Source organism: Enterobacter cloacae complex sp. 6730903, assembly GCF_048283985.1.
GTDB classification, from domain to species: Bacteria; Pseudomonadota; Gammaproteobacteria; order Enterobacterales; family Enterobacteriaceae; genus Enterobacter; species Enterobacter hormaechei_C.
On sequence record NZ_JBLVXX010000044.1, the window covers coordinates 13,892 to 38,189 of the forward strand.

29 protein-coding genes and 1 pseudogene are annotated in these 24,298 nt (G+C 53.7%); 14 read left to right on the forward strand and 16 right to left on the reverse strand.

What is annotated here, in order from left to right; all coding sequences use genetic code 11:
• Nucleotides 1-261: 261 nt before the first annotated feature.
• The 8 genes and pseudogenes from ACNQ0W_RS19755 to ACNQ0W_RS19790 form a co-directional block, all read right to left on the reverse strand.
• Nucleotides 262-732 (reverse strand): annotated as a pseudogene (locus tag ACNQ0W_RS19755) (class I SAM-dependent methyltransferase); the annotation flags it as partial.
• Nucleotides 725-1,210, reverse strand: a complete 486-nt coding sequence (locus ACNQ0W_RS19760) for a hypothetical protein (protein WP_417933238.1) — start codon at nucleotides 1,208-1,210, stop codon at nucleotides 725-727. The pseudogene ACNQ0W_RS19755 and the gene ACNQ0W_RS19760, both read right to left, overlap by 8 nt.
• On the reverse strand, nucleotides 1,207-1,467 hold the full coding sequence (locus tag ACNQ0W_RS19765; RefSeq protein ID WP_417933239.1) for a DUF977 family protein: 261 nt from the start codon (nucleotides 1,465-1,467) through the stop codon (nucleotides 1,207-1,209). The genes ACNQ0W_RS19760 and ACNQ0W_RS19765 overlap by 4 nt, the downstream gene beginning before the upstream one ends.
• Entirely contained in the window at nucleotides 1,454-2,185 is a 732-nt protein-coding gene (locus tag ACNQ0W_RS19770) for a hypothetical protein (RefSeq protein WP_417933240.1), read from the reverse strand. The genes ACNQ0W_RS19765 and ACNQ0W_RS19770 overlap by 14 nt, the downstream gene beginning before the upstream one ends.
• 16 nt (nucleotides 2,186-2,201) lie before the next feature.
• On the reverse strand, nucleotides 2,202-2,954 hold the full coding sequence (locus ACNQ0W_RS19775) for an ATP-binding protein (RefSeq protein ID WP_057060578.1): 753 nt from the start codon (nucleotides 2,952-2,954) through the stop codon (nucleotides 2,202-2,204).
• Nucleotides 2,951-3,934, reverse strand: a complete 984-nt coding sequence (locus ACNQ0W_RS19780; protein WP_417933241.1) for a replication protein — start codon at nucleotides 3,932-3,934, stop codon at nucleotides 2,951-2,953. The genes ACNQ0W_RS19775 and ACNQ0W_RS19780 overlap by 4 nt, the downstream gene beginning before the upstream one ends.
• 99 nt (nucleotides 3,935-4,033) lie before the next feature.
• Entirely contained in the window at nucleotides 4,034-4,576 is a 543-nt protein-coding gene (locus ACNQ0W_RS19785) for a toxin YdaT domain-containing protein (protein ID WP_417933242.1), read from the reverse strand.
• Nucleotides 4,577-4,578: 2 nt separating this feature from the next.
• Complete coding sequence (locus ACNQ0W_RS19790; RefSeq protein WP_417933243.1) at nucleotides 4,579-4,809, reverse strand: hypothetical protein; 231 nt, start codon at nucleotides 4,807-4,809, stop codon at nucleotides 4,579-4,581.
• A gap of 111 nt (nucleotides 4,810-4,920) precedes the next feature.
• Between ACNQ0W_RS19790 and ACNQ0W_RS19795 the strand changes: the two genes are divergently transcribed.
• From ACNQ0W_RS19795 to xis, 9 genes are all read left to right on the forward strand, one after another.
• Complete coding sequence (locus ACNQ0W_RS19795) at nucleotides 4,921-5,334, forward strand: helix-turn-helix domain-containing protein (RefSeq protein WP_417933244.1); 414 nt, start codon at nucleotides 4,921-4,923, stop codon at nucleotides 5,332-5,334.
• Between the two features lie 194 nt (nucleotides 5,335-5,528).
• Complete coding sequence (locus ACNQ0W_RS19800; RefSeq protein WP_032682189.1) at nucleotides 5,529-5,729, forward strand: hypothetical protein; 201 nt, start codon at nucleotides 5,529-5,531, stop codon at nucleotides 5,727-5,729.
• Nucleotides 5,729-5,926 (forward strand): DUF1482 family protein, encoded by a 198-nt coding sequence (locus tag ACNQ0W_RS19805; RefSeq protein WP_087878464.1) that lies wholly within the window; start codon nucleotides 5,729-5,731, stop codon nucleotides 5,924-5,926. The genes ACNQ0W_RS19800 and ACNQ0W_RS19805 overlap by 1 nt, the downstream gene beginning before the upstream one ends.
• Nucleotides 5,927-5,933: 7 nt before the next feature.
• On the forward strand, nucleotides 5,934-6,095 hold the full coding sequence (locus tag ACNQ0W_RS19810; RefSeq protein WP_417933245.1) for a YdaE family protein: 162 nt from the start codon (nucleotides 5,934-5,936) through the stop codon (nucleotides 6,093-6,095).
• A 137-nt stretch (nucleotides 6,096-6,232) separates the two neighbouring features.
• Nucleotides 6,233-9,538: a RecE family exodeoxyribonuclease gene (locus ACNQ0W_RS19815; protein ID WP_417933246.1), complete on the forward strand. Its 3,306-nt coding sequence runs from the start codon at nucleotides 6,233-6,235 to the stop codon at nucleotides 9,536-9,538.
• 9 nt (nucleotides 9,539-9,547) lie between these two features.
• Entirely contained in the window at nucleotides 9,548-10,633 is a 1,086-nt protein-coding gene (locus ACNQ0W_RS19820) for a RecT family recombinase (protein ID WP_121425091.1), read from the forward strand.
• A 34-nt stretch (nucleotides 10,634-10,667) separates the two neighbouring features.
• Nucleotides 10,668-11,150 carry a hypothetical protein gene (locus ACNQ0W_RS19825; protein ID WP_417933247.1) on the forward strand — a complete coding sequence of 161 codons (483 nt, stop codon included), beginning with the start codon at nucleotides 10,668-10,670 and terminating at the stop codon, nucleotides 11,148-11,150.
• Nucleotides 11,151-11,189: 39 nt separating this feature from the next.
• A complete protein-coding gene (locus tag ACNQ0W_RS19830; RefSeq protein ID WP_417933248.1) occupies nucleotides 11,190-11,432 on the forward strand; it encodes a DUF4060 family protein in 243 nt (80 codons plus the stop codon).
• 76 nt (nucleotides 11,433-11,508) lie between these two features.
• On the forward strand, nucleotides 11,509-11,763 hold the full coding sequence (gene xis, locus ACNQ0W_RS19835; RefSeq protein ID WP_229692509.1) for an excisionase Xis: 255 nt from the start codon (nucleotides 11,509-11,511) through the stop codon (nucleotides 11,761-11,763).
• Here the strand turns inward: xis and ACNQ0W_RS19840 are convergent.
• The 5 genes from ACNQ0W_RS19840 to rpoE all read right to left on the reverse strand — a co-directional run bounded on the left by ACNQ0W_RS19840 (nucleotide 11,741) and on the right by rpoE (nucleotide 16,085).
• Nucleotides 11,741-12,970: a tyrosine-type recombinase/integrase gene (locus ACNQ0W_RS19840; protein ID WP_048981735.1), complete on the reverse strand. Its 1,230-nt coding sequence runs from the start codon at nucleotides 12,968-12,970 to the stop codon at nucleotides 11,741-11,743. The genes xis and ACNQ0W_RS19840 overlap by 23 nt on opposite strands.
• 431 nt (nucleotides 12,971-13,401) lie before the next feature.
• Nucleotides 13,402-13,878, reverse strand: coding sequence for a SoxR-reducing system protein RseC (rseC, locus tag ACNQ0W_RS19845; protein ID WP_062933315.1), 477 nt, complete (start codon nucleotides 13,876-13,878; stop codon nucleotides 13,402-13,404).
• Nucleotides 13,875-14,828, reverse strand: coding sequence for a sigma-E factor regulatory protein RseB (rseB, locus tag ACNQ0W_RS19850; protein WP_003860717.1), 954 nt, complete (start codon nucleotides 14,826-14,828; stop codon nucleotides 13,875-13,877). The genes rseC and rseB overlap by 4 nt, the downstream gene beginning before the upstream one ends.
• On the reverse strand, nucleotides 14,828-15,478 hold the full coding sequence (rseA, locus tag ACNQ0W_RS19855) for an anti-sigma-E factor RseA (RefSeq protein WP_003860719.1): 651 nt from the start codon (nucleotides 15,476-15,478) through the stop codon (nucleotides 14,828-14,830). Before rseA ends, rseB begins: the two co-directional genes overlap by 1 nt.
• Nucleotides 15,479-15,509: 31 nt before the next feature.
• Complete coding sequence (rpoE, locus tag ACNQ0W_RS19860; RefSeq protein ID WP_006176728.1) at nucleotides 15,510-16,085, reverse strand: RNA polymerase sigma factor RpoE; 576 nt, start codon at nucleotides 16,083-16,085, stop codon at nucleotides 15,510-15,512.
• Nucleotides 16,086-16,510: 425 nt separating this feature from the next.
• Here rpoE and nadB point away from each other — a divergent pair, with 425 nt between their 5' ends.
• Entirely contained in the window at nucleotides 16,511-18,130 is a 1,620-nt protein-coding gene (nadB, locus tag ACNQ0W_RS19865; protein ID WP_062933316.1) for an L-aspartate oxidase, read from the forward strand.
• Here the strand turns inward: nadB and trmN are convergent.
• Nucleotides 18,115-18,852 (reverse strand): tRNA(1)(Val) (adenine(37)-N(6))-methyltransferase TrmN, encoded by a 738-nt coding sequence (gene trmN, locus ACNQ0W_RS19870; RefSeq protein WP_062933317.1) that lies wholly within the window; start codon nucleotides 18,850-18,852, stop codon nucleotides 18,115-18,117. The genes nadB and trmN overlap by 16 nt on opposite strands.
• Nucleotides 18,853-18,984: 132 nt before the next feature.
• Between trmN and srmB the strand changes: the two genes are divergently transcribed.
• Nucleotides 18,985-20,313 (forward strand): ATP-dependent RNA helicase SrmB, encoded by a 1,329-nt coding sequence (gene srmB / locus ACNQ0W_RS19875; RefSeq protein ID WP_003860725.1) that lies wholly within the window; start codon nucleotides 18,985-18,987, stop codon nucleotides 20,311-20,313.
• A gap of 52 nt (nucleotides 20,314-20,365) precedes the next feature.
• Here the strand turns inward: srmB and grcA are convergent, their stop codons facing one another.
• Nucleotides 20,366-20,749 (reverse strand): autonomous glycyl radical cofactor GrcA, encoded by a 384-nt coding sequence (gene grcA, locus ACNQ0W_RS19880; RefSeq protein ID WP_003860727.1) that lies wholly within the window; start codon nucleotides 20,747-20,749, stop codon nucleotides 20,366-20,368.
• A gap of 315 nt (nucleotides 20,750-21,064) precedes the next feature.
• Between grcA and ung the strand changes: the two genes are divergently transcribed.
• Nucleotides 21,065-21,754 (forward strand): uracil-DNA glycosylase, encoded by a 690-nt coding sequence (ung, locus tag ACNQ0W_RS19885; RefSeq protein ID WP_062933318.1) that lies wholly within the window; start codon nucleotides 21,065-21,067, stop codon nucleotides 21,752-21,754.
• 39 nt (nucleotides 21,755-21,793) lie between these two features.
• Here ung and ACNQ0W_RS19890 read toward each other — a convergent pair whose 3' ends face one another.
• On the reverse strand, nucleotides 21,794-22,879 hold the full coding sequence (locus tag ACNQ0W_RS19890) for a tRNA/rRNA methyltransferase (RefSeq protein WP_045344820.1): 1,086 nt from the start codon (nucleotides 22,877-22,879) through the stop codon (nucleotides 21,794-21,796).
• A gap of 204 nt (nucleotides 22,880-23,083) precedes the next feature.
• Between ACNQ0W_RS19890 and trxC the strand changes: the two genes are divergently transcribed.
• Nucleotides 23,084-23,503 carry a thioredoxin TrxC gene (gene trxC / locus ACNQ0W_RS19895; protein WP_003860733.1) on the forward strand — a complete coding sequence of 140 codons (420 nt, stop codon included), beginning with the start codon at nucleotides 23,084-23,086 and terminating at the stop codon, nucleotides 23,501-23,503.
• Nucleotides 23,504-23,573: 70 nt separating this feature from the next.
• Nucleotides 23,574-24,272 (forward strand): tRNA-uridine aminocarboxypropyltransferase, encoded by a 699-nt coding sequence (tapT, locus tag ACNQ0W_RS19900; protein WP_062933319.1) that lies wholly within the window; start codon nucleotides 23,574-23,576, stop codon nucleotides 24,270-24,272.
• Nucleotides 24,273-24,298 lie beyond the last annotated feature (26 nt).

The following is a 24,298-nucleotide window of genomic DNA, read 5'->3' on the forward strand; positions in this document are numbered from 1 at the left end:
CATGGCGGCGGCCAGCGAACGGGCAGCAGCGACAATTGACGGTACCGGCATTCGTTCCAGCCACATCCGATTGATGTGATGCTGCAGGCGGCGCTGGTGGTGCGCCGGGAGGTTCCCGGCATTTTCAATCTGGCTGTATACCATACCGACCTCGGCAGGCCATACGGTTTCAGGCACCTCCGCCAGCAGCAGGCTTTCCAGCTCGATAATTCGTTTTGTGGCGTACTGCAATTGCGGGTCAAAGTTATTCTGCGACCCGCCGTCTTTGACGAAGGATATCCAGTGGGTTTTGTCATTTTTCCCGGTTCGCTGGCCGATGATTGGCTTCACATCCGTGAGCGCCAGAACCTGGCTAACTGGTATCTGCGTTTCGTTCCATTTAAAAATGAGAACACCGTGTGGCCGCAATACGCGGAATGCTTCCTCAAACCCGGCGCGAAGGTCGGCGCGCCAGGTAGCTTTGTTCAGTCTCCCGTATTTTTTCCCCATCCAGGCAGCTTCCCCAACTCGTTCAAGATGGGGAGGATCGAACACCACTACAGGGAAGGTGTTGTCAGCAAACGGCAGCGCGCGGAAGTCAGCAATCAGGTCAGGACGGATAACCAGACGGCGGCCATCGCAAAGCTCATGCTCTTCACTGCGAATATCAGTAAAGACAGCACGAGTGTCATGTTTGTTAAACCAGAACATGCGGGAACCACAGCACATATCCAGAACGGTTTGCTCAGCCATGTTCCCCCTCCTCGCAAGCGCGGACACCAGCAGTTGCTAACGCCGCCAACACATCCTCGCGTGAATACCAATCCCCATCCGGGGACGGCGTTGGACACATTTCAACTTCAAAGCGCTGCGGCAGCCTCACTTCCCGCGCCTCCAGTTCGGCTACGCGCTTTTCAAGAGCGCCTTTCTCGCGTATTAATCGCTCAACGGTGAGCGGGGGGAATCCACTTTCTGCTGCTACCAGCTTTGATTCCAAATGTTCAATAAATTCCCTCAGCACGTCGGCGCGGTGCTTACCCCAGGGCTTAATAACGTCAAAACGTTTATCGGTCTGCACCCAATCTGTCTTATCGCTGTATTCCATGAATGCGGTTCGGAATAATTCAAGTTTCACGCGAAGGCCGTCACCGCATTCATGATTCCCGCTGCGCCCTCTCTCAAAGGAAAATCCGCAGTCACAATAAAAAACGTTATCTTTCTCGGTGATCATTCTGTTGCTCCCCGGTGCGTAAAACGCTCCCTGTCAAAGTCGATAACTGCGCGCTGGTCGCGGAAGATGCCGCAGCGACCGTGACGGATGAGATTCCCCCGAACCACCGCAACTCGGATGTATTTCTCAGCGGTGGTGCGATGCAGGCCAAACATTGCGACGATGTCTTTGGTCGTTGCGTGGCCATGTTTCTTCACCATCTCGATGATCCAGGCGATGAACAGGCTACGTTCCTCTTGGGTCTTAGGCCTTGCCATTCTCCACCTCCGCGTTTACCAGCTGCTGCACGAGATTTTTATACCGACCAACTACGCGCACCGCATCGCGCAGTTTCTCCAGGCTCGCCAGCTTGTTTCTGGTGCGGCGGATTTCGCGGGAAATCACCCGAACTGTCGGAACGGTCTGGGCGGTTGCGTGCCCTTCGGTGAACGAGGGGATCTCGCTGATAATCAGCGCGGTATCCTTCGGCTGCGCGGTAGCGGCCAATTCAGGCTCAGCAATGACTGCAGTTACAGATTCAGCAGCAGGTTCTGGCTCCGGTTCTGTCGATGACGCCGGCAACGACCACGTTACGCCTTTGCCCTGCCCGTTCTTCACCACAACGCCCTGGCGCTCCAGCGCGCGAAGTACAGAGACCATCCCGCGGGCATTGCGATTGACGGCCGCGGCCAGCGAAACTGTCGTCATTGCCCCCTGATCACGCAGCTGCTGTCGGACGACATCAGGATCAACAGGTTCCGGCTCCTCACCTTTCAGACGCGGGTCCGGACTCACAGGAGCCTTTGGCGTTGACTGCTGAGGCTGACCTGTCACGGTACCGATGAACCAGCCACCATCGCCAAAATCGCATAACCCCTGGTCACGCTGCTCACGTAACATGGTAAGCGCATCAACAGGGTCGATATCCAGACGGGCTGCCACTTCGCGGTATGTCGCCCGGCCCATTTTTTCCAGTACTTGAATTACGGTTTTCATAGCTTTCCTTCCGAAATTATTTAACAGGACGCAGGTGCGACACTTTTGTGCGGTAGCTTGACCAGTCAAAGTTCACCCAGATACCGCCATCCATCTGAAGACGGTCCATAACGCGCGCGCCCAGGGTGTTGACCAGTTCGCCGTGATTCAGGTTGGTAAGAATGCCAACCGGACGCATCGAGGAGAGTCGGCGGTCAATGACCTGATTGATGATGACCTTCTCGCCGCTGGATCCTCGCTGAATACCGACCTCATCCAGCACCAGGAGATCAACATTGCACAGGTCGTTAAGCAGTGACGATTCGGACTGTCCGTCGTCGTAACATTCACGAACACGGAGCATCAGGTCAGGGATGGTCACCACCAGAACCGAGTGGCCAGCGCCCAGCAGGTGATTACCAATTGCCGCGGCAAGGTGGTTCTTACCGGTTCCTGGCGCTCCACTGAATACAAAGCTTGCGAAGCTGCCGCCTCCGAAGTTCTGCGCGTAGCTTTTTGCCATGCTGTATGCCTGGCGCTGCTCCGGCCCATTCACCTCGTAATTCGCGAACGAGCAACTGCGATGCAGTGCCTGGATGCCGGCACGACCAAAAATCTTTTCTGAGCGGGCGCGCTGGTTCATCTTGTCGATTTCGCCCGACCGCTTACGACCTTCGGTTTCCTGCCACGCCTGCCACTCTTCAACGCTGGTGAATTTTGGCTGAACACTGGCCGGGATGATTTTCTTCAGGCGCTCGAGTGCGCTGCCAGTACCCATTACGTTTTTCATTGATGCCCCCTGAAACCCGGTGGAATTTTGCTGTCAGGCTTGGATATCTGGTTCACGTCCCGGCCAGCCTTGCTGCCGCCAAAGGCGAATTTCGGTTTGAACAGGCCCTGATAACCATTGGCAATGCTCGCGTTTATAACGGCTACCGGATCGTGGCCTTCGTCCAGACACTCTTTCAGCAGGTTGAAAGCCTTGGTCACTGTCATCTCGGTTTTAATGGGCTTACCGGCCTGGCGACGGTATGTGACCCATTCCTCCCAAGAGGTTGCATCCAGCCATTCAGGGATCGGCACACTAAGCGGGTCAAACTTAACCTTTCCCCTTGGGGGATTAGAGGGGGTTAGATCTGTATTTATATTTGTCTTTGGAAGAATGTCTTTGGTGTTCCCTGTTTTCGGGGATCCCTTTCCCTGTTTTCGGGGATAACCATCCCCATTTTCAGGGATGGTTTGACGGTTATTTTCACCATCCCCGTTTTCAGGGATAACCATCCCTGTTTTCAGGGATAACCATCCCTGTTTTTGGGGCTGGTAATGACTGACTTCAGGGATTGAAATAACCCATGTGACAACTTCAGCAGCCGGGAAAGCCGCTGGGCATCTTGTGCAATTTGGCTTTGTGTAGGCCCACTTATCCAGGTTGGTATTAATCCCAATGTATCTGGTTTGCCCAATGCGCCGCAGGATGATGATGTTCCGATAAGCGAGGCTCAGTACCGCTTCTGAAACGTGCTTCACCTTCAGTGTTGTTTTGTCCGCAATGAGGCTGTTGGCGATCCTGTCCGACTTTTTGGACCAGCCATAGGTCAGACGGACGATAGCGTTCAGAACGCGGAATTCGCGGCCTGATAGCTCGACGATACACAGGGCATCCTGGATCTGGTTGGCTAAACGCAAATAGCCGTTCTCCAGTTCAGCCATGCGACTCTCCTGCTTCCCCTCTTGCGTGGGGAATTTGTAAATTTCAGCGGTGTTTGACATACTGCTCTCCGCAACTACCGGACGTATTTGCACCCGAAAGCCGTTGGTGTTCGTGCACCGCGGCTTTCACCTTAAATTCGACATGATTCACTGTGAACCTCACATGACTCCTGGGCCCATGACCGCGAGACCACTCAGAACCTGAACAACAGCCTCCCCTGGCAGAAGCGCCAGCAGGTGTTCAATGCCCTCTCTCACCTCTTTAACCAGTTGATGCTGTGGCGCCCTCAGAATTACCGCGCGTTTCGCTTCGCCGATCTCCTTCTCCATCGCTGCATAACGCGTCATAAAGCAGTCTTGGGGTACCAAGCGGCCACGGAACTCAAGCGGTAGAACGGCGAGGATCGCGGGTGACAGCTGGCTGATGTTGTTGCGGGCATACTCCGTATCACCATCGAGCCAACGGAATAGCTTCTGACGCTTACGGCTCAGGTCTTCAGGAAAATCCAGCCCGGCGCCGCCCTGTCGCTCCCATTCCTCAACGATGATTCCGGCAACGACATCCTGGTTATCCAGTGATGCGGCCCAGGCACGAACGGCATAGCGGATCTGTTCGTGCTTATCTGCCGCGCTTGGCTGATTGCGATTTATCATCGCCACCGGAGTTATTCCGGTATTTTGTTGATATGAAATGGCATGCATGGTCAGGACTCCTGTTTTGGAAGCCCGTCAGTAGGGTTTGGGTAAGCCTTGGGATCGATCTCATGTGGAGTTACAGCCCAGTTGAGAAACTCGCAAAGTTGGATAATTCGCTTTTGGGGAACCCCATTCTCGTGAATCCACTTACCAACAGCCTGCCCGCTGATGCCGAAGTGCTTTCCGATACATGCACGAGAAGCGGCTTTGCTGATTTTTTCTTGGATATCTTTGTTCATATGCTCTCCTTCAGTAGTTGAATCGAAGCATACACGACGAAAGTTTATGTTTCAACAAACGAAACATATTGTTTTAGTGCCTAGCGAAACCTTAGGTTGTAAAATGAATTTATGAATGAGATGACCAACTCGGTTTTTGCCAAAAGAATTCAACAAGTCATGACTGAAAAGGGCTGGAATAAATCCGACCTTGCTAAAAAAGTCATGCTTTCGCATACGGCTGTGCAGAATTGGGCTAAAGGCAAAAGCGTTGCCAGCGGAGATAGATTGAAACGCCTGGCTGCTGCTACCGGAAAGCCAGAGCATTGGTTCTTCTTGCCTTCTGATGTTTATGAAGAGGGAGTGTCTGGAGAGCAGCCAGCCAAAAGACAGCTGGATGAGACAGAAGTAGTTATGCTCTCATTGTTTAACCAGTTGCCTGAGGCTGAAAAGTTAAGGCTAATCCTCCATACCAAAGGAGTTTTGCGCGATATAGAGCTTCTGAAGAATGATGTTTTTGACCTAATAAACAACGCTAAAAAGTAAAAACGAAACCTCAGATAGAGAAAGGCACCTTCGGAGTGCCTTTTTTTTCGCCTCTGCGCGAAATAATTACTTTCACACCGCTTTACAATCGAAACTTATTGTTGCACACTTCTTTCCATCGACAACAAGCGCACCGTTGTCAGGTTAAGAAATGTTCCGCCAGCCTGGCGACAAGGGCAAACAAGGGGATTGAGATGAAAGGCAACCCATCAGTACCAAATAGCGGTCGCGCTGTTCCAATGCGCAACCAGCGAACCGGAGCAGCATGGCTGGTCTCTTTTAACTACAGCGACGGCACCTACTGGCACGAACCACAGGGAAATCTGCGCCACATACGCCGACCATATGCTTCACGCAGCATAGAACCGCATCTGGTCCCGGCAGGTACGCACTGATGAATACTCTTTTTGCATTAGTGCTGACCATTGGCATGACCAATGGCGAATTCCAGGACGTAGTTGTTGATGTCTATGAGAGCCAGCAGCAGTGCGAACAAGCAGCTGTTGAACAACACGTGACAGGAAACTGTTACCCGGTAGAAAAAATTGTACGCGCCGATGAGGTTCCAGCTGACACCACGGCGAAATTCTGAGGAGACGATGATGCTGAAGAAATGCGCTTACTGCCGCAAGCCGATTGAGCAAGGGAAGGAATTTAAAAACGAACTGCTCTTCATCCACGGCTCACAGCTGAAACGCGAACAACGTGATTACTGTTCTGTACGTTGCGCTTCTTTCGACCAGATGGCCCACGAAGCATAACGAAAACCCCGCGCAAGGCGGGATTCACGTCCGGTGCCACCGACCAAAGTTACACCGGAATTTTTACCAAACCAAAGTTAACCCTAAGGGCCAATCGATGGCCCGGGGATTCTAACATCCAAAAAAGAGGATCTCATATGGAATTTTTCTATGTAGTCAAAGCTACGCAGAAATCCGGAAAGCAAGATGCTGTGGTCTGGTTTACAGCGAAAACTGAAAGCCGCGCTAATCTGCAACTGGATGTCGCGCTAGAAGATGCTGAAATCGAAACCGGCCGCGGTAAAGACTACGCCAAACCGATCCGCACCGATTTCCCGGTATACAACGACCTGCCAGAAGAAGGCGCTGTGGATTATACCTGGTGCGAGCGCTACGAACTGCAGGAAGACGGCCGTACCTGGCTGCCAAAAGCTGGCGCTGTGTCGCCTGAAGTCGTGGGCAACACTGCCGCACCGGAAACGACCGTTAAAGACGAAACTACCGACGAGAGTGTCCCGCTTGAAAACCGGACTCCAGCGGTCCGTTTTGCCTTCCACCTGACCAGCGACAAATATCAGACTCATATCAGCAAAGAGCAGCAGCTGGCTGCCAGCGAAATGTCACTGGATGAAGGCAACACCTATCTCCAGAACCTGCTGCAGGCGAAGAATGAAATCCCTGAAGTTGCCGATCTCAGCCTGAACGCTGAGTGGAAACTGGTTCAGGCAATTAAGCAGGTATTCGCGCCAGATGAAGAGCACGAAGTAAAGCTGCTTACTGCTTTCATGGCTGACTGGGCGAGAGCCGATGCCGGCGACCGCAATCAGTTAGTTGAAGAGTGGAGAGGCGGAAAGCTACCTGCAACTGCGGAAGGCGATGTTGGTACCACGTCGGAGAATGTCTATGATGCGGTGAGAGAGTTCCGCGAGCGTGAACTCCCGGTATTAACGACCGTCGCTACCCTGCCTTTCCGTCAGCGTATTCTGGCGCAATACATCGCTGACAAACAGTATTTCTACCACGTCGATGAAGAGCAGAAGAAAACCATTCTTGAGCTCGAACTGGATGTGGACAACAGCTACGTGCAGAACATGATTCTGGCCGCCGAAAATGTTGAGGGCTTCAAGAAAGCACATGATCCCGATATATGGAAAGTGGTCAATGCACTGAAAACCATCTTCCCTGTTGATGGAAAACGCACTGAGCTGTCTGTCGTCATCCAGTTTTTCAAAGCGTGGTTCAGCACCGACCACATTGACCGTGGCATCCTGGCGCGCGAATGGGCTGCCGGAAACCGCATCAGCAGCGTGCAGCGTACTGACGCCGGCACAAATGCAGGTGGCGGAAATGAGACAGATCGTAATCCAGGCTACACACATACGCTCGATACACTCGACAGTGAAATAGCTCTGGCCACCCTGCCTGATGAGTTCAATATCTACGATATCCCCGGTGCTGTTTACCGTCGGGCGAAAGACATCGTCGCAGCTAAAGAAAGCCCATTCAAGGAGTGGTCTGCCGCCCTTCGCAATACCCCTGGCATTCTCGACTATTCACGCGCATCAATCTTCGCGCTTATCAGAAGCGCACACCCGGAATATTACAAAAACCCGGGGCGCCTCAGCGGATACATCAGTGCCAATCTGACTGAAAGCGATCATGGAAAACCAACAGCCGAAACGCTGGCTGCAGCGCGGCACAATCCAGAGGTGAGCTGGGAAAGTGAAGTTAATGAGCAGATTGAAGCGGAAAAAGCCGCTGCAAGCCAGCCGCAGGTCTCAAACCTCGGGGGCGGCATATTCTCCATCGATGCCCTAATGGGTGGAACTACCGATCCGGTCATCAATACCACCTCAAATGAAGTCCAAAAAACGGAAAACGCAGCGGAGACCACCAGCGATGTGCAGATGGAAGCGACTCAGCCAGAGAAAGTCGAAAATACTGATCCGGTACAACCAGGCGAAGGCGCTGATGCAGCTGATACGCAAGCAGTTACCGTAGCACCGTCAGAGATACTTGCCGCTGCCGCGCCAAGCCTGGCGAATCAGGAACAGGCGAGCGTTGACCATAAAACAGATTCAGCCAGCCAGAATAGCGTTCCTGCACACCAGAATGAGCCAGAACCGAAACAAAGCGCGCCAGAACTGCAGCAGGGGGAACCAGCTGTTGAATATCCTGCTTATTTCGAGCCAGGCCGCTATGAAGGTCTGCCGAACGATGTTTACCACGCCGCCAACGGCATCAGCTCCACTCAGGTGAAAGATGCCCGTGTGTCGCTGATGTACTTCAGTGCGCGCCACGTAGAGAAAACCATCGTCAAAGAGCGCTCAGCGGTGCTGGACATGGGCAACTTGGTGCATGCGCTGGCGTTGCAGCCTGAACAACTGGACGCGGAATTCAGCGTTGAACCGGTAATCCCTGAAGGCGCATTCACAACGGCCGCGACCCTGCGCGCCTTTATCGATGAGCACAATGCCAGCCTGCCGGCGCTGCTGTCTGCCGACGACATCAAGGTGTTACTGGAAGAGTACAACGCCACCCTGCCGCCGCAGGTTCCGCTTGGCGCTAACCTGGAAGAAACGGCACAGAACTATATGGCGCTGCCAGCTGACTTCCAGCGTATTGATGGTGACCAGAAGCAGACGGCGACGGCAATGAAGGCATGCATTAAAGAGTACAACGCCACCCTGCCGCCGCAGGTTAAAACCAGCGGCAGCCGTGACGCGCTGCTGGAGCAGTTGGCAATCATCAACCCTGACCTTGTGGCTCAGGAAGCACAGAAACCGGCACCACTGAAAGTGTCCGGTACCAAAGCAGACATGATCCAGGCCGTGAAGGCAGTCAAACCAGATGCCGTATTTGCCGACGAACTGCTGGATGCCTGGCGCGATAACCCGGAAGGAAAAGTGCTGGTCACCCGCCAGCAGCTGAGCACCGCGCTGAATATTCAAAAAGCGCTTCTGGCACACCCGACCGCCGGCATGCTGCTGACCCACCCTAGCCGAGCCGTTGAGGTGAGCTACTTTGGCTTTGACGAGGAGACGGGCTTGGAAGTTCGTGTGCGCCCTGACCTTGAGATCGACCTGGATGGCGTGCGTATAGGTGCAGACCTGAAAACCATCAGCATGTGGAACGTTAAGCAGGAAAGCCTGCGCGCCAGGCTGCACCGGGAAATTATTGAACGTGATTATCACCTGAGTGCGGCTATGTACTGCGAAACCGCGGCGCTGGATCAGTTCTTCTGGATTTTCGTCAACAAAGACGAGAACTACCACTGGATCGCCATCATCGAGGCATCCGCAGACCTGCTGGAACTGGGCATGCTCGAGTACCGCAAAGCGATGCGCGCTATAGCAACCGGCTTCGACACAGGGGAATGGCCAGCGCCAATCATCGACGATTACACCGACGAACTGAACGACTTCGACCTGCGCCGCCTTGAAGCGCTGCGCGCTCAGGCTTAAGGGGGATTTATGCAAAATACTAATGTTACGGTTACTGACCAAAACACTGTTGTTAACTCAAACGTGGCTTTGTTCGATTCACAGTATCTGAACGCCATCAGCACGTTCGCGCAGATTATGGCGCAAGGCGCCGCGACTGTTCCTAAACACCTTCAGGGTAATCAGGCCGACTGCATGGCTGTGGCTATGCAAGCGGCGCAGTGGCAGATGAATCCCTTTGCCGTGGCGCAGAAGACGCACCTGATTAACGGTGTGCTCGGTTATGAAGCGCAGCTGGTTAATGCCGTCATTTCGCGCAGCGGTGTGCTGGCCAGCCGCTTTGAATATGAATGGTACGGGCCATGGGAAAAAGTTGTTGGAAAATTCCACATCCGTAAAGGCGAAAAAGGCGAGTACCGAGTCCCGGGCTGGACCCTGGCTGACGAAGCCGGTATCGGCATCATTATCAGCGCAACGCTAAAAGGTGAAGATCAGCCGAGAGAACTGGATTTACTGTTGGCTCAGGCCCGCACCCGAAATTCTACCCTATGGGCTGACGATCCTCGCCAGCAGCTGGCGTACCTGGCTGTCAAACGTTGGGCGAGGCTGTTCTGCCCGGATGTGATTCTGGGCGTTTACACCCCGGATGAGCTCGATGATCGCCGTGAAGAACGCGAGGTAAACCCAGCGCCGGCGCAGCACGTAAGCCTTGCTGACATTTCAGGTGACCATGTCACCACGACTGAAACGGCACAGGAACCAGCTCAAAACATCGAAACACTGGCCAAGGATTTCCGCGACCGCATTGATGCCGCTCAGGATGTGGATAGCGCCAAAGCGCTGCGTGCCGACATCGAAACAGCGAAAGCGACGCTTGGATCCGCACTCTTTACCGAGCTGAAAAACAAAGCCGTGAAGCGTTATTACCTGGTGGATGCGCGGAACAAGGTGGAAGCGGCGATCAACTCCCTGCCCCAGCCCGACGAGCCGAATGCCGCTGAACGATTCGCGGAAGCCGAGCGCGTGCTGGCATCTTCAAAGCGTCACCTGGGCGACGAACTGCACGATCAGTTCAGCATCACCTTGGCGGATATGAAACCGGAATACATGGCCTAAGGGAGGCGGGAGGGTTCGCCCTCCCGGTAACAACATGACGAAAATTACTGAAGGCAAAAAATATTGTTACCGCTATTTCGAGGGGCATGACAGCGAGGGGAGACCGACCGTTAGCCTGTGGAAGCGAGTGATTATCCGTGAAACCGAAAAGACCTTTTGGCACGTCGAAGATATGCCCAACATGACGTTCGAACAGTTAGTTCAGTACCGCACCGGAGGACGCAGGGAGAACCAAAAATACCACGTTAAGCGTTGTCTCAAAGACGCCGTTCGTTCCCGTTATCACTATACGCGCGAAGAGGCGTTGCGCGCCTTTGTCTACCGGAAAATGTATCAACTGGAAAAGTTACAGCTTACCGCTGAAACAGTGCAGATGTGCCTTGCGGGTATGCGTGAAGCCCAACTGATTACTGGCGGGTATCACTGCACAGTTGAAAAACTGCCGGATGATACAGGGTTTCTCGCTTCATCAGTTCCTGGTCCAGTCGCTTCAACCTATAGCTGGGGAGAGTATTAATGTTCAAATTTTCTACTTGGCTAATTTCTGGAGGCGATCATGCGACTGATTAACCGAGGTAATCAGCAATCCCCGTTAGCGCGCCAGGCGTGCGATATCGCCATGACAGCCCACCAGCAAAGATACGGCGACTATGGGCGCAGCAAGATGAAAGAGACGTATACGGTGAAGGTTGAAGGCGTGAAGGTCTGGGTGGAGGTGGTGAACCGCAAGGCGAGCTATGTGGCCACGGCAATGACAGGCATGCGCCGCTTGCGTGCCCTTCCCGGCCAGGCGTCCTGATAAAGAATTATCAAACGGCCCCGGTTGGGGCCCTTGGAGAACGAAGATGAGCAAAGCAACGAATAAATTTGAGCTGATGAGCACTAAAGACATCTGCGGGCAGCTGTGTATCTCCTCACGTACGCTCGAACGCTACAGGAAAAGAGCCCCAAACGAGAACCCTTTTCCTGAGCCCGATTGCGCTTACATGGGTGGACCCAATAAATGGCTAAGAACTAAAGTCACCGCCTGGCAGATTAAAGAGATGTCACGATCAACCCGTAAGCCGATGTCGCACCTGAATCTAACCCGTGATGATAAAGGCCGTCTCACCCGACCTGACGCGGCGTGAACTCCAGAATGTCGGGCTCGACGATGCTCATAAGTCGGGCCCACCACTTACCATATGCCACTCTCATTTCCTCAACATAGGTGTGCTTGTCGTACACCGACCACACCCCAGGCAATTTGTGCCCGAGCATTATCTCAGCGATATGCGGCTCGGTTAGCTCTGAGAAATTCGTTCGCGCAGTCCTGCGCAGATCATGAATAGTAAAGTGTGGCACCTGCTCGTTATAAGCCTTCAGCATGAACTTAACCAGGTTGCTGCTGATGCTCATGTGAAAGCCTTCGCTCATCGGTTTGTCTTCGTATTTTGAAAAAACAAAGCGTCCTGGCGCCAGCTCAATGGCCCGTTTTATCAGCGGGAGCATTTCCGGGATGATAGGTCGAATTATTGGTTTCTTTGTCTTCCGTCCTGTCTTGTGGTTTTCCCATGGAACAGTCCAGATCCCTTCTTCAAAATCAAAATGTGCGACTTCTGCCTGCCGGAGTTCGCCGACCCTGCACGCCCATATCAGTGACAATTTATAGAGGATCTTGTTTCGCTCAATGAGGCGGGAATCCTCAATTGCTCGCCAGACAATCGCCAGTTCTTTACGGTCTAAGGTTCGCTCGCCCATTTGTTTCTGGATACCGAAATCACGGCCAGACATCTCCGATAGTGGGTTGACCTCAAGCAGTTGCCGTTTTACCGCCCAGGAATAACACTGTCGGCCGTTGCTGATTACGCGGCGGGTGATCTCGCTGTAACCCTGGGCCAATCGGTCCAGCACAGTGAGCCAGTTATGCAGCGTGAGCTGATGCGCAGGGTATTTACCGAGCTTGGGGAAAACGTGCAATTCGAATGTACGTAAAATCTGCCCTGCCGTTTCTTTCTGAACGCACACCATTGAATGCCATTCGCGAAACAGCTCTTCGAAGGTGTACTGGCTGTTAATTTTGGCTTTGTCGAGGCTTTGCCTGATCCGTGGGTTTTCGCCACGGGCAAGAATAGCGGCCCACTTAGCGACTTCATCGCGCGCGGCTTTTAATCCGAACTCCGGATAGCTGCCGATCGTCATCTTGTCCTGTTTGCCCAGGAAGCGGAATCGGTAGAAAAAAGTAACGGCCCCCTTTTTGGAGATGCGTACCCACAGCCCATCACGGTCTGCCTTTTCTTCAACTTTGTCTCGTTCGCGCCCAAGGCACGACTTTAGATAACTATCTGAAATAGCCATGATTTGTCCCTGCGTGTGTCCATCAGAACGGGAGGTTATGTGTCCATCATAGAATATGGACGCACTGGTGGACACAAAAACCATGACTTATGATGTCGTAGGTTGACTGTACATGCAAACAGTATAATTTTTGGAAAGGCTGATTTGATGGGGATCTTGAAGCGTTTTTGTCGGAGGTTTGCGGAGGCTGGCGGGGTATCAATTATCGATGTGAGCAATGATCGAAAAGTTACGTATGTTCTTCATATAGTTAAATAATTATGCCTTACGAATTCCTGGAGGCCGCTGTTCTTAGCCTGACGTTTTTCAGTGCGAAAACGCAGCATTCTACACTACATCCTCGTCAGCTGGAAATGCACTTAGAGCCAGGTATAGCGCGAAGAGACGGCGTTTTCTTTATTGCGATGTAAATAATAATAAAGCCCGGCAGATCACCGGGCCTCAGAAGAGAGCATCTCAACACGAAGTTGGTCGGGTGCCAGTGCAACGTTGAGGATGACGGGTTGCCACGCTTCCCGGGCGGCAAGCCTTGGGGAAACGCCTTTAGCAAGCCAGAACCCGCCCACGCCGCCCAACGCGGCCCCGCACATGGCGGCCAAATCTGTGCCGAACAGCATCTGGAAAACCCCGCCCATCACGAACAGACCTGCCAGCGGAGAAAGGTAAACCAGCATGGCGGAAGTGAGCAGGCTACCTTCAGCGATGCCCAGCTCCACTTTTTGCCCTGCCACCAGCGGCTGATCGCTTGGCACAGCAATAGTGTGCGACGTTTGCGGCCCCAGCTTATTCAACACGCGGCTGCCGCAACCGGCTCGCGAAGCGCAGCTGCTGCATGATGCTTTAACGTCACAGCTGACAAGCGCTACGCCATCCTGCCAGGATACGACCGTGGCCCACTCTTTAATCATTGCGCAGCCCTGAATTTAATGCTGTCTGAAATACGTTTTGCCGTTGGCGGCGGTAATTCACCGACGATGGTAATTTCCGCATTATCGCGCACCGTCGTGCTAACCGTCCGGCGACCGGTACGGAGCATCTGTTCGGAACTGTTCGCCGTAGCGCGATTAATATTCACCGAGAAGCTAAACAGCCCATCGGAATAGAGTCGCGACTCAACCGGCGTTTCGATGGTCGGCAGCTGGCGACGGCTGCTGGAAACTTCGCTGAACCCTTGCGGGATCCAGGATGGTACCCAGTTAAAATTGACAGAGTCGCCGGCAGGCACGGAAAGCAAAGGCGGCAGGCTGGCTTTGGCCAGATTCTGCATGCTGTTGCCTACCTGACTGTTCACATCGAAGGAGATCACGCGGAACTGCTCCAGCGTTTCACCGTCGCGATCGAGCAGATCAACGCGCATCGGCAGCTTCGTCTCTGCGTCAATCCAGACGATATAGCTGTAACGTGTCCCATCCCGCGCGACAACGCGTATCACTTCGCACAGCCTGTCGGCAATACGCGTTCGCCCCACCGAGATAAAATCATAGTAGGGGGCGAGACGTTTAAAATCGGTGTAAATGAGCGACGGCAGGGAATCAACGATGTAGTCACCATTGAGCGTAAACGGCTCAAGGCCTGGCTCGAAATAGCTGATTTCGTTCCCACGCTGGACCACTTCCCGACGCGGGCCATCCATCTGTAAAAGCTGGGCGAGCGGCTGATTATCAAGGCGGGCGTGGCGATAGCGTAACGATTCGACACCCTGCTTATTGATGCTGATAAATGCCAACTCGTAATTGAGTGACTGGCTGGCCAGATTCATTTGCTGCAACAACGCCCCGGATGAAACATCAGCCGAGGCGTTAGCAGAGAAGAACAGGCTACCCGCCATCAAGGACATGGCGAACCAAAGTTGCTTCATTACTGCGATTGCGTTCCTAAAGTTTGGTTTCCTGGCACCTGCACAGCAGCCTGCTGGGTTTGGGCCTGCTCAAACTGAAGCTGCTCGGAGTGCAGACGACGCTGCAACTCGTAATCCTGCAACATCGCATTAATGCGACGACGCTGCTCCTGTACCTGCTGTTGCTGTCCGCCGCTTGCGGAGGCATCTGCCGGTACGCCCAGGCTAACCGGGCTGGCTTTACCCATCATCGGCAGCGTATTGAACACTGGCGCTTCAGGCTGCTGATTGGCTTCAGACTGAGTGTTATAGTGCTGGACCCCAACGATAACTGCAAGCGATACGCACGCTGCGACCCCCATCTGGGTGAGCTGGCTGGCCCATGGACGCACCTTGTGCCAGAACGGCATTTTCTGCCACTGGTGAGGTGCAGGCTGCGCTTCAGGAATCAGCGGCGTGGTCTGATGAACAGGTTCGTTCTCAATGGCCGCCATAACGCGTGCTGAGATATCGAAATGGAGAACTTCACTGGTATCACCGCGCAGCGTGTCGCGGATAAGATGATAGCTCTCCCAGGTCTGTTGCATTTCGGGAGAATGAGACAACTCATCGAGCAGCTCATTATCCAGCGTTTCACCATCCATTAAAGCGGAAAGTTTTTCTTTCTGCATGCCTAATACCTTTTCCAGTATCCCGCTATCGTCAACGCCTGATAAGCGGTTGAACTTTATTATCAATGGCTTCTCGCGCACGGAAAATTCGTGAACGAACCGTGCCGACCGGACAATCCATGATGGCGGCTATCTCTTCATAGCTTAGGCCATCCAGCTCCCGTAACGTAATTGCCATGCGTAAATCTTCCGGGAGCGACTCGATCGTGCGAAAAACGATTTGTCTCAGTTCTTCTGACAACATTAAGTTCTCAGGGTTCGAAATTTCTTTCAGCGCGCCGCCACTTTCGAAGTTTTCTGCGTCGATAGCGTCAACATCACTTGAAGGCGGACGACGGCCCTGAGCAACCAAATAATTCTTAGCCGTATTGACTGCAATACGATACAGCCAGGTATAAAAAGCACTATCCCCCCGGAATGAATCCAGCGCACGATAGGCCTTAATAAAAGACTCTTGCACCACATCAGGAACATCGCCTGACGGTACATAGCGGGAAACCAGACTCGCTACCTTATGCTGGTAGCGCACCACCAGTAGGTTAAAAGCTTTCTGATCTCCCTTCTGGACCCGTTCAACCAGGACCTGGTCCGTTAACTGCTCGCTCATCCGAGGTAATGTCTCCCCAAACCAAATTCCACGCGTTATCGAAACGCCACTCTAACAACATTGCACTTTGAGCAAGCACCGAATTAGAGTGTCTGTTCTTCAATAAGTTCCGTAACGCCTTTGTTTTTGTTCATCGCGCCGCAGACCGTTCATTTTCTCTCATTATAAGTCTGTTCACGATACGCACCCGCTTTCTGACAAGAATCATCAACTTTATCGTCAGAAGAGTAACGCAACACAGGCTTTATTTCACCACAAAAACTGAAGCTAACGATCTGCTTCGCAAAATATTTCCGGCCATTTAGCGCAGATTTAACTTCCGGCCTTTCGTTTAGTCATTGCAACACACATCAAAAAAAACGTGCGATATCTCGCATCGCAATGCTATTCTCCCCACACCATGTTTAGTAAATTAAACAAACATCATGAACACGACGCCTGAACTTCATTGTGATGTACTGATCATCGGCAGCGGTGCTGCCGGCCTCTCCCTCGCACTGCGCCTGGCGGAACATCAGAACGTAATCGTGCTGAGTAAAGGGCCGATAAGCGAAGGTTCCACCTTCTATGCACAAGGCGGTATTGCCGCGGTGTTTGATGAAACGGACAGCATTGCCTCGCACGTAGAAGACACCCTGATTGCCGGCGCCGGGATCGTGGATGAGCATGCCGCAGAGTTTGTCGCCAGCAATGCCCGCCACTGCGTGCAATGGCTTATCGATCAGGGCGTGCTGTTTGATACGCAGGTTCAGCCTAATGGTGAAGAGAGCTATCACCTGACCCGTGAAGGCGGGCACAGCCACCGCCGTATTCTGCACGCTGCTGATGCAACCGGAAAAGCGGTTGAAACCACGCTGGTCAGCAAAGCCCTCAGCCATCCCAATATTCGGGTGCTGGAGCGCAGCAACGCCGTCGACCTGATTATTTCCGATAAAATTGGCCTGCCCGGCACGCGCCGTGTTGTCGGCGCATGGGTGTGGAATCGGAATAAAGAGAAGGTGGAAACCTGCCAGGCAAAAGCCGTTGTGCTGGCGACCGGCGGCGCCTCCAAGGTTTACCAGTACACGACTAACCCGGATATCGCCTCCGGAGACGGTATCGCCATGGCCTGGCGCGCAGGCTGCCGCGTGGCGAATCTGGAGTTTAACCAGTTCCATCCTACCGCCCTGTTCCACCCGCAGGCGCGTAACTTCCTGTTAACTGAAGCGTTGCGCGGCGAAGGCGCGTATCTGAAGCGTCCGGACGGTTCCAGGTTTATGCCGGACTTCGACCCCCGAGGTGAACTTGCCCCGCGGGATATCGTGGCCCGCGCCATTGACCACGAGATGAAGCGGCTTGGCGTGGACTGTATGTATCTGGACATTAGCCATAAACCGGAAAACTTTATTCGCCAGCACTTCCCGATGATTTATGAAAAGCTGCTGAGTCTGGGTATTGATTTAACCCGCGATCCGGTGCCGATTGTACCTGCCGCACACTATACCTGTGGCGGGGTGATGGTTGACGATCATGGTCGTACCGATGTGGATGGTTTGTATGCGATCGGCGAGGTCAGCTACACCGGCCTGCATGGTGCGAATCGCATGGCCTCAAACTCGCTGCTGGAGTGTCTGGTGTATGGGTGGTCGGCGGCGGAAGATATTACCAAACGCATGCCCTATGCACGTCCGACAACACACCTGCCGGCATGGGATGAAAGTCGGGTGGAAAACCCGGACGAACTGGTGGTTATCCAGCATAACTGGCACGAGCTACGGCTTTTCATGTGGGATTATGTCGGGATTGTACGCACAACGAAGCGTCTGGAACGCGCGTTACGCCGCATCATGATGTTACAGCAGGAAATTGATGAATATTACGCCAACTTCCGCGTTTCCAATAATCTGCTGGAGCTGCGCAACCTTGTGCAGGTTGCCGAGCTGATTGTGCGCTGTGCGATGATGCGCAAAGAGAGCCGTGGCCTGCATTATACGCTGGACTATCCCGAACCGCTTGAAACGTCCGGCCCGTCGGTGTTAACGCCGCAGGTTCACATAAACAGATAAAAGGCCTGGGTCAGGGCAGTGTAATCTTCGGAATAACGCTGGTCTGGCCCACGAATGACCATCCTGTCGATAAAGCACTCCCCCTCTTTCGGCGAGAGCGCCAGCAACACGCGGTGCGGTAAGCGTCCCTCCGTATCCGAAATATCGGTACGAAGGCGCAGATTCCAGCCGATCTCCCGTGCGATCTCAATGAAGGTGTTACCCGTGCTTTCAGGCAAGACCACGCAGAAAAAACCCTCTTCCGAGATGAGTTCCGCCGCACTGGTCAGTAGCGCCTTGTGATCGAGCGAGCCGGTGTAACGTGCCTGCTCGCGTTCCGGCGTTCCACATTCCACGCCTGGCGTGAAATACGGCGGATTGCTGACAATCAAATCGTAACGCGCGGTCTGCTCCGGCGCCCAGGTCAGGACATCGGCGCATTCTACCCTGATGCGTTCTGCCCACGGGGAGTCGGCAGCGTTTTCACTTGCCTGCCGGGCCGCCTGAGGATCAAGCTCAACGGCGTCGATCGTGACGTGTTCTTCCGTTCGCTGCGCCAGCATCAGCGCCAGAAGTCCGCTGCCCGTACCAATATCCAGAATGCGTTTTACACCTGCGACAGGCGCCCATGCACCCAGTAAAATACCGTCTGTACCGACTTTCATCGCACAACGATCGTGCGCCACAAAAAACTGTTTAAACGTAAAACCATCGCGGCGCAACTGCGCTTTGAGTTGAGACATGTCAGGGCAACCTTCTGAGTGAAACTGGAGTAGCATAGGGGAAAGCGAAGTGGTCGAAAAGCGATATCCATACAAACAGATGAAGATTACAGCCGTAACGTCTATAATCAGCGCCCCACACAGAGGTAGAACATGACTGTAACGACTTTTTCCGAACTTGAACTCGATGAAAGCCTGCTCAATGCCCTTGAGAGCAAAGGCTTTACACGCCCGACCGCCATTCAGGCCGCGGCCATTCCGCCTGCGCTTGAGGGCCGCGATGTGCTCGGTTCTGCGCCAACCGGCACGGGGAAGACAGCAGCCTACTTGCTGCCTGTGTTGCAGCATTTGCTCGACTTTCCGCGTAAAAAATCAGGCCCGCCGCGCATTTTGATCCTGACCCCGACCCGTGAACTGGCGATGCAGGTTGCCGAACATGCGCGTGAGCTGGCGGCGAACACCCATCTGGATATCGCGACCATCACCGGCGGCGTAGCGTATATGAACCACGCCGAAGTGTTCAGCGAAAACCAGGATATCGTTGTCGCGACGACGGGCCGTCTGCTGCAATACATAAAGGAAGAGAACTTCGACTGCCGCGCGGTAGAAACGCTGATTCTCGATGAAGCTGACCGTATGCTGGACATGGGCTTTGCCCAGGATATCGAACACATCGCGGGTGAAACGCGCTGGCGTAACCAGACAATGCTGTTCTCGGCAACCCTTGAAGGGGATGCTATTAAAGATTTCGCCGAACGTCTGCTGGAAGATCCGGTGGAAGTGTCCGCTACGCCATCGACGCGTGAGCGTAAGAAGATCCACCAGTGGTACTACCGCGCAGATAACCTTGAGCATAAGGTTGAGTTGCTGAAACACCTGCTGAAGCAGGAAGAGGCAACCCGTACCATCGTCTTCGTCCGCAAACGTGAGCGCGTGCATGAGCTGGCAGAAATGCTGCGCAATGCCGGTATCAACAACTGCTATCTCGAAGGTGAAATGGCGCAGGTTAAGCGTACCGAAGGGATCAAGCGCCTGACCGATGGCCGCGTGAATGTGCTGGTTGCCACCGACGTTGCCGCGCGCGGGATCGACATCCCGGACGTGAGCCACGTGATCAACTTTGATATGCCGCGCAGCGGTGATACTTACCTGCACCGTATTGGTCGTACCGGCCGTGCGGGCCGCAAAGGAATTGCTATCTCTCTGGTAGAAGCGCACGACCATCTGCTGCTACAGAAAATTGGCCGCTACGTTGAGGAGCCGCTGAAAGCTCGCGTGATTGACGGACTTCGTCCGACCACACGTGCGCCGAGTGAAAAAATGACGGGTAAACCGTCCAAGAAAGCGCTCGCGAAACGTGCTGAGAGAAAAGAGAAAGAAAAAGAGAAGCCGCGCGTTAAACAGCGCCACCGCGATACCAAAAATATTGGTAAGCGCCGTAAGCCAAGCTCTGCTGCGTCAGAGACAAAAACGGAAGAGTAAAAAAAAGCCGGGACATTCCCGGCTTTTTTATTCCACCCCCGAAGCTGAAACCTTACAGGCTTTCAGTAAAGGTACGCGCGATAACATCGCGCTGCTGTTCCGGAGTCAGCGAGTTGAAACGCACCGCATAGCCAGACACACGGATGGTCAGCTGCGGGTATTTTTCCGGGTGCTCAACGGCATCCATCAGCGTTTCGCGACGCAGGACGTTAACGTTCAGGTGCTGACCACCTTCCACGCGAACTTCTGGCTGCACTTGCATTGGGATTTCACGGTATTCAATTTCGCCCAGTTTGCTCACCGGAACAATTTCGTCTTCCGCAAAACCTGCTTTCGCTACTACACAGCGCGCTTCGTTTTTCTCGCTGTCCAGCAGCCAGAAAGAGTTCAGCAGATCGTCATTTGCAGCTTTAGTAATCTGGATACCTGTAATCATGTGTTGCCTCCCTTAGGCTACATTAACTGATGCTGGCCTTTTGCGGCCAATTGGTAAAACCATTGTTTGTTGTGTGTATATATAACATTCAGACCCGGGTGATTTATTGATTTAAATCAACAAAACCACCAACCACACAAAGAGTGTGGTCTGTATTTTTTGTTTTAGATCAATTTTAAAGGTTTACCAATTCGACTTATCCTGCCTGGTTTTCAACATAAATTGAGTCACTTAGCCTGGTTTTCCGCGGGTAATTTTGCTCATTGGTGTTTAACAGGTAAGCTAGACACAGAATGAGATTCGCAGGAGAGCGAGATGACAACACCTTTAACCTGGCATGACGTGCTGGCAGAAGAGAAGCAGCAGCCCTATTTTATTAACACCCTCAGTACCGTTGCGGCTGAACGGCAGGCCGGCCAGACAATTTATCCGCCGCAGAAAGATGTGTTTAACGCCTTCCGCTACACCGAACTGAGTGATGTAAAGGTGGTTATCCTGGGGCAGGATCCGTACCACGGCCCCGGGCAGGCTCATGGACTGGCATTTTCCGTGCGTCCGGGCGTGGCCATCCCCCCTTCTCTGCTGAATATGTATAAAGAGCTGGAAGGAACGATTCCTGGTTTCACCCGCCCTAATCACGGTTATCTGGAAAGCTGGGCGCGCCAGGGCGTGCTGTTGCTGAATACCGTATTAACTGTCCGGGCGGGTCAGGCACACTCCCACGCCAGTCTGGGATGGGAAACCTTTACCGATAAGGTTATCAGCCTGATCAATGAGCATTGTGAAGGCGTCGTGTTTTTACTCTGGGGTTCGCATGCCCAAAAGAAAGGGGCGATTATCGATCGTCAGCGTCACCACGTGCTGAAGGCACCGCACCCGTCGCCGCTGTCTGCGCATCGCGGTTTCTTTGGCAGTAATCATTTTGTTCTGACGAATGAGTGGCTGGAAAAGCGTGGCGAAAAGCCGATTGACTGGATGCCTGTGTTACCGGCAGAGAGTGAGTAGGGTTTGAATGTGCCGGGTCAGGCCCGGCACATAAAAGGCTTATGCCTTGTTCTGACGCCACCATTCCGCCAGCAGCACGCCGGTCGCAACGGATACGTTCAGGCTTTCAACGTTGCCAGTGCCGTCGATAGAGACGCTCAGGTCAGCGCTGGAGAGTGCCGCATCAGACAGACCGTCACGCTCCTGACCTAACACCAGCACCATTTTGCGCGGCAGCGTCGCTTTAAACAGCGGCGTAGCGGCACGGCTTGAGGTGGTGACAATGGTGTAGCCCGCTTTACGGAATTGCTCCAGGGCTTCCAGCACGCTGTCGCCGGTGATCGGCTGAACGTGCTCTGCGCCGCCTTCCGCGGTACGAATCGCCGCACCGGATTCCAGCAGCGCGGCATCCTGCAACAGAACGCCTTTCACGCCAAAGTGCGCGCAGCTACGCATCATAGCGCCCAGGTTATGCGGGTTACCCACATCTTCCAGCGCCAGCACGCAGTCATCGGCATCCGCCTGGCTAACCCACTGCTGCACGGTAGTGCCGTTACGTTTTTTGATCAGGAAGCAGACGCCGCCGTGGTGTTCTGTACCGGACGCTTTTGTCAGCTCGGCATCGTCAACAACATGGTAGGCTTTGCGGTTCGCCGCCATCCAGCGCAGCGCTTCTTTAAAGCGCGGGGTCACGCTCTGGATAAACCATGCACGAACGATACACTCCGGGCGGCTCTGGAACAGGGCCTGACAGGCGTTCTCACCGTAAACACGGGTCTCTTCCGCACGCTGACGACGCAGCACTTCCGGATCGATAAAGCTTTTTCCGCTGATACCGCCGTGATCGGCCTTTTCAGTTACCTCTTCACCCGGCGCGCGAGAAACGGTACGCCATGGCGATCCACCGTCGCGGACAACATCATCGCGTTTGCGATCGTCACGCTTACGGTCATCACGTTTGCGGTCATCGCCGCGGTTATTTCTGTCATCGCGGGCGGGGCGACGGCCACCGTCTGCACGAGAAGACGCCGGACGCCCGCCACCTTTTCCGGTACGCGGATTTTGGGTGCGTTTATCAGAGTCATCATCACTGCGGACATACATCACTTTGACCTTGCCGCTTTTGTTTTTCATTTCGTCGTTCATGCTTTTCTCCACCAGCGCTGCGCGAAGCGCGCAGATTACCCGATGTGCAAGCTCATAGCCATAATTTCGTACAAAAGCCTGTGACTATTGTTCCCATTGAATAAAACGCGTTGTCGTTTCATACAGGCTCACTGATAATATGTAACATATCAGAAACATTATCGGCGTTCTGCCGTTGTTCCACGGCTCTATCAGAGGTTAGTTATGAATACCGTATGTGCCAACTGTCAGGCTTTAAACCGCATTCCGGACGATCGGATGGATGACGGTGCGAAATGCGGGCGTTGTGGCCACGAATTATTTGATGGCGATGTCATTAACGCGACGGGTGCTACGCTGGACAAACTCCTCAAGGACGATCTGCCTGTTGTGGTCGATTTTTGGGCACCGTGGTGCGGCCCCTGCCGTAACTTTGCGCCCATCTTCGAAGACGTGGCTGAAGAGCGCAGCGGGAAAATGCGTTTTGTCAAAGTGAATACCGAAGCGGAACGTGAACTCAGCGCCCGTTTTCGCATTCGCAGCATTCCAACCATTATGATTTTCAAAAACGGTGAAGTGATCGACATGCTCAATGGTGCAGTACCGAAGGCGCCTTTCGACAGCTGGTTAAACGAATCCCTGTAACATTCGCGGGGCATAGCTTGTGCCCCGTTCTCTCCTCTGCGAAAATGGGGTTTTTCCTGCCTTTTCGCCCATGACTGATAACGCTGTACTTCAATTACGCGCCGAGCGCCTTGCGCGCGCCACCCGCCCTTTTCTGGCCCGAGGCAATCGTATTCGCCGCTGCCAGCGCTGCCTTTTACCGCTAAAAGTGTGTCTGTGCGAAACGCTTGCACCGAGCGAGGCGAAAAGCCGCTTTTGTCTGGTCATGTTCGATACCGAACCGATGAAGCCCAGCAACACGGGGCGTTTGATCGCCGATATTCTGCCCAACACCGCAGCGTTTCAGTGGTCGCGCACTGAGCCACCTCAGGCTCTGCTCGACCTGGTGGCAAGCCCGGACTATCAGCCCATGGTCGTTTTCCCGGCATCATATGCAGGCGAACAACGTCAGGTGCTTACGGCGCCACCATCTGGTAAGCCGCCGCTGTTTATTATGCTCGACGGCACCTGGACCGAAGCGAGAAAGATGTTTCGCAAAAGCCCTTATCTTGATGCGCTGCCGGTGATTTCCGTCGATCTGTCGCGCGTTTCGGCCTATCGCTTACGTGAAGCGCATGCCGACGGTCAATATTGCACCGCTGAAGTCGCTATTGCGCTACTGGATCTGGCGGGTGATACCCAGGCGGCTGGCGCGCTGGGCTCCCACTTCTCCTGCTTCCGCGAACGTTATCTTGCGGGAAAAACCGTTCATAAGGGTAGCGTCACAGCATCTGAGGCAGAAAGCGTTTAAAATCATCAGGTCGCTTGCATTCACAG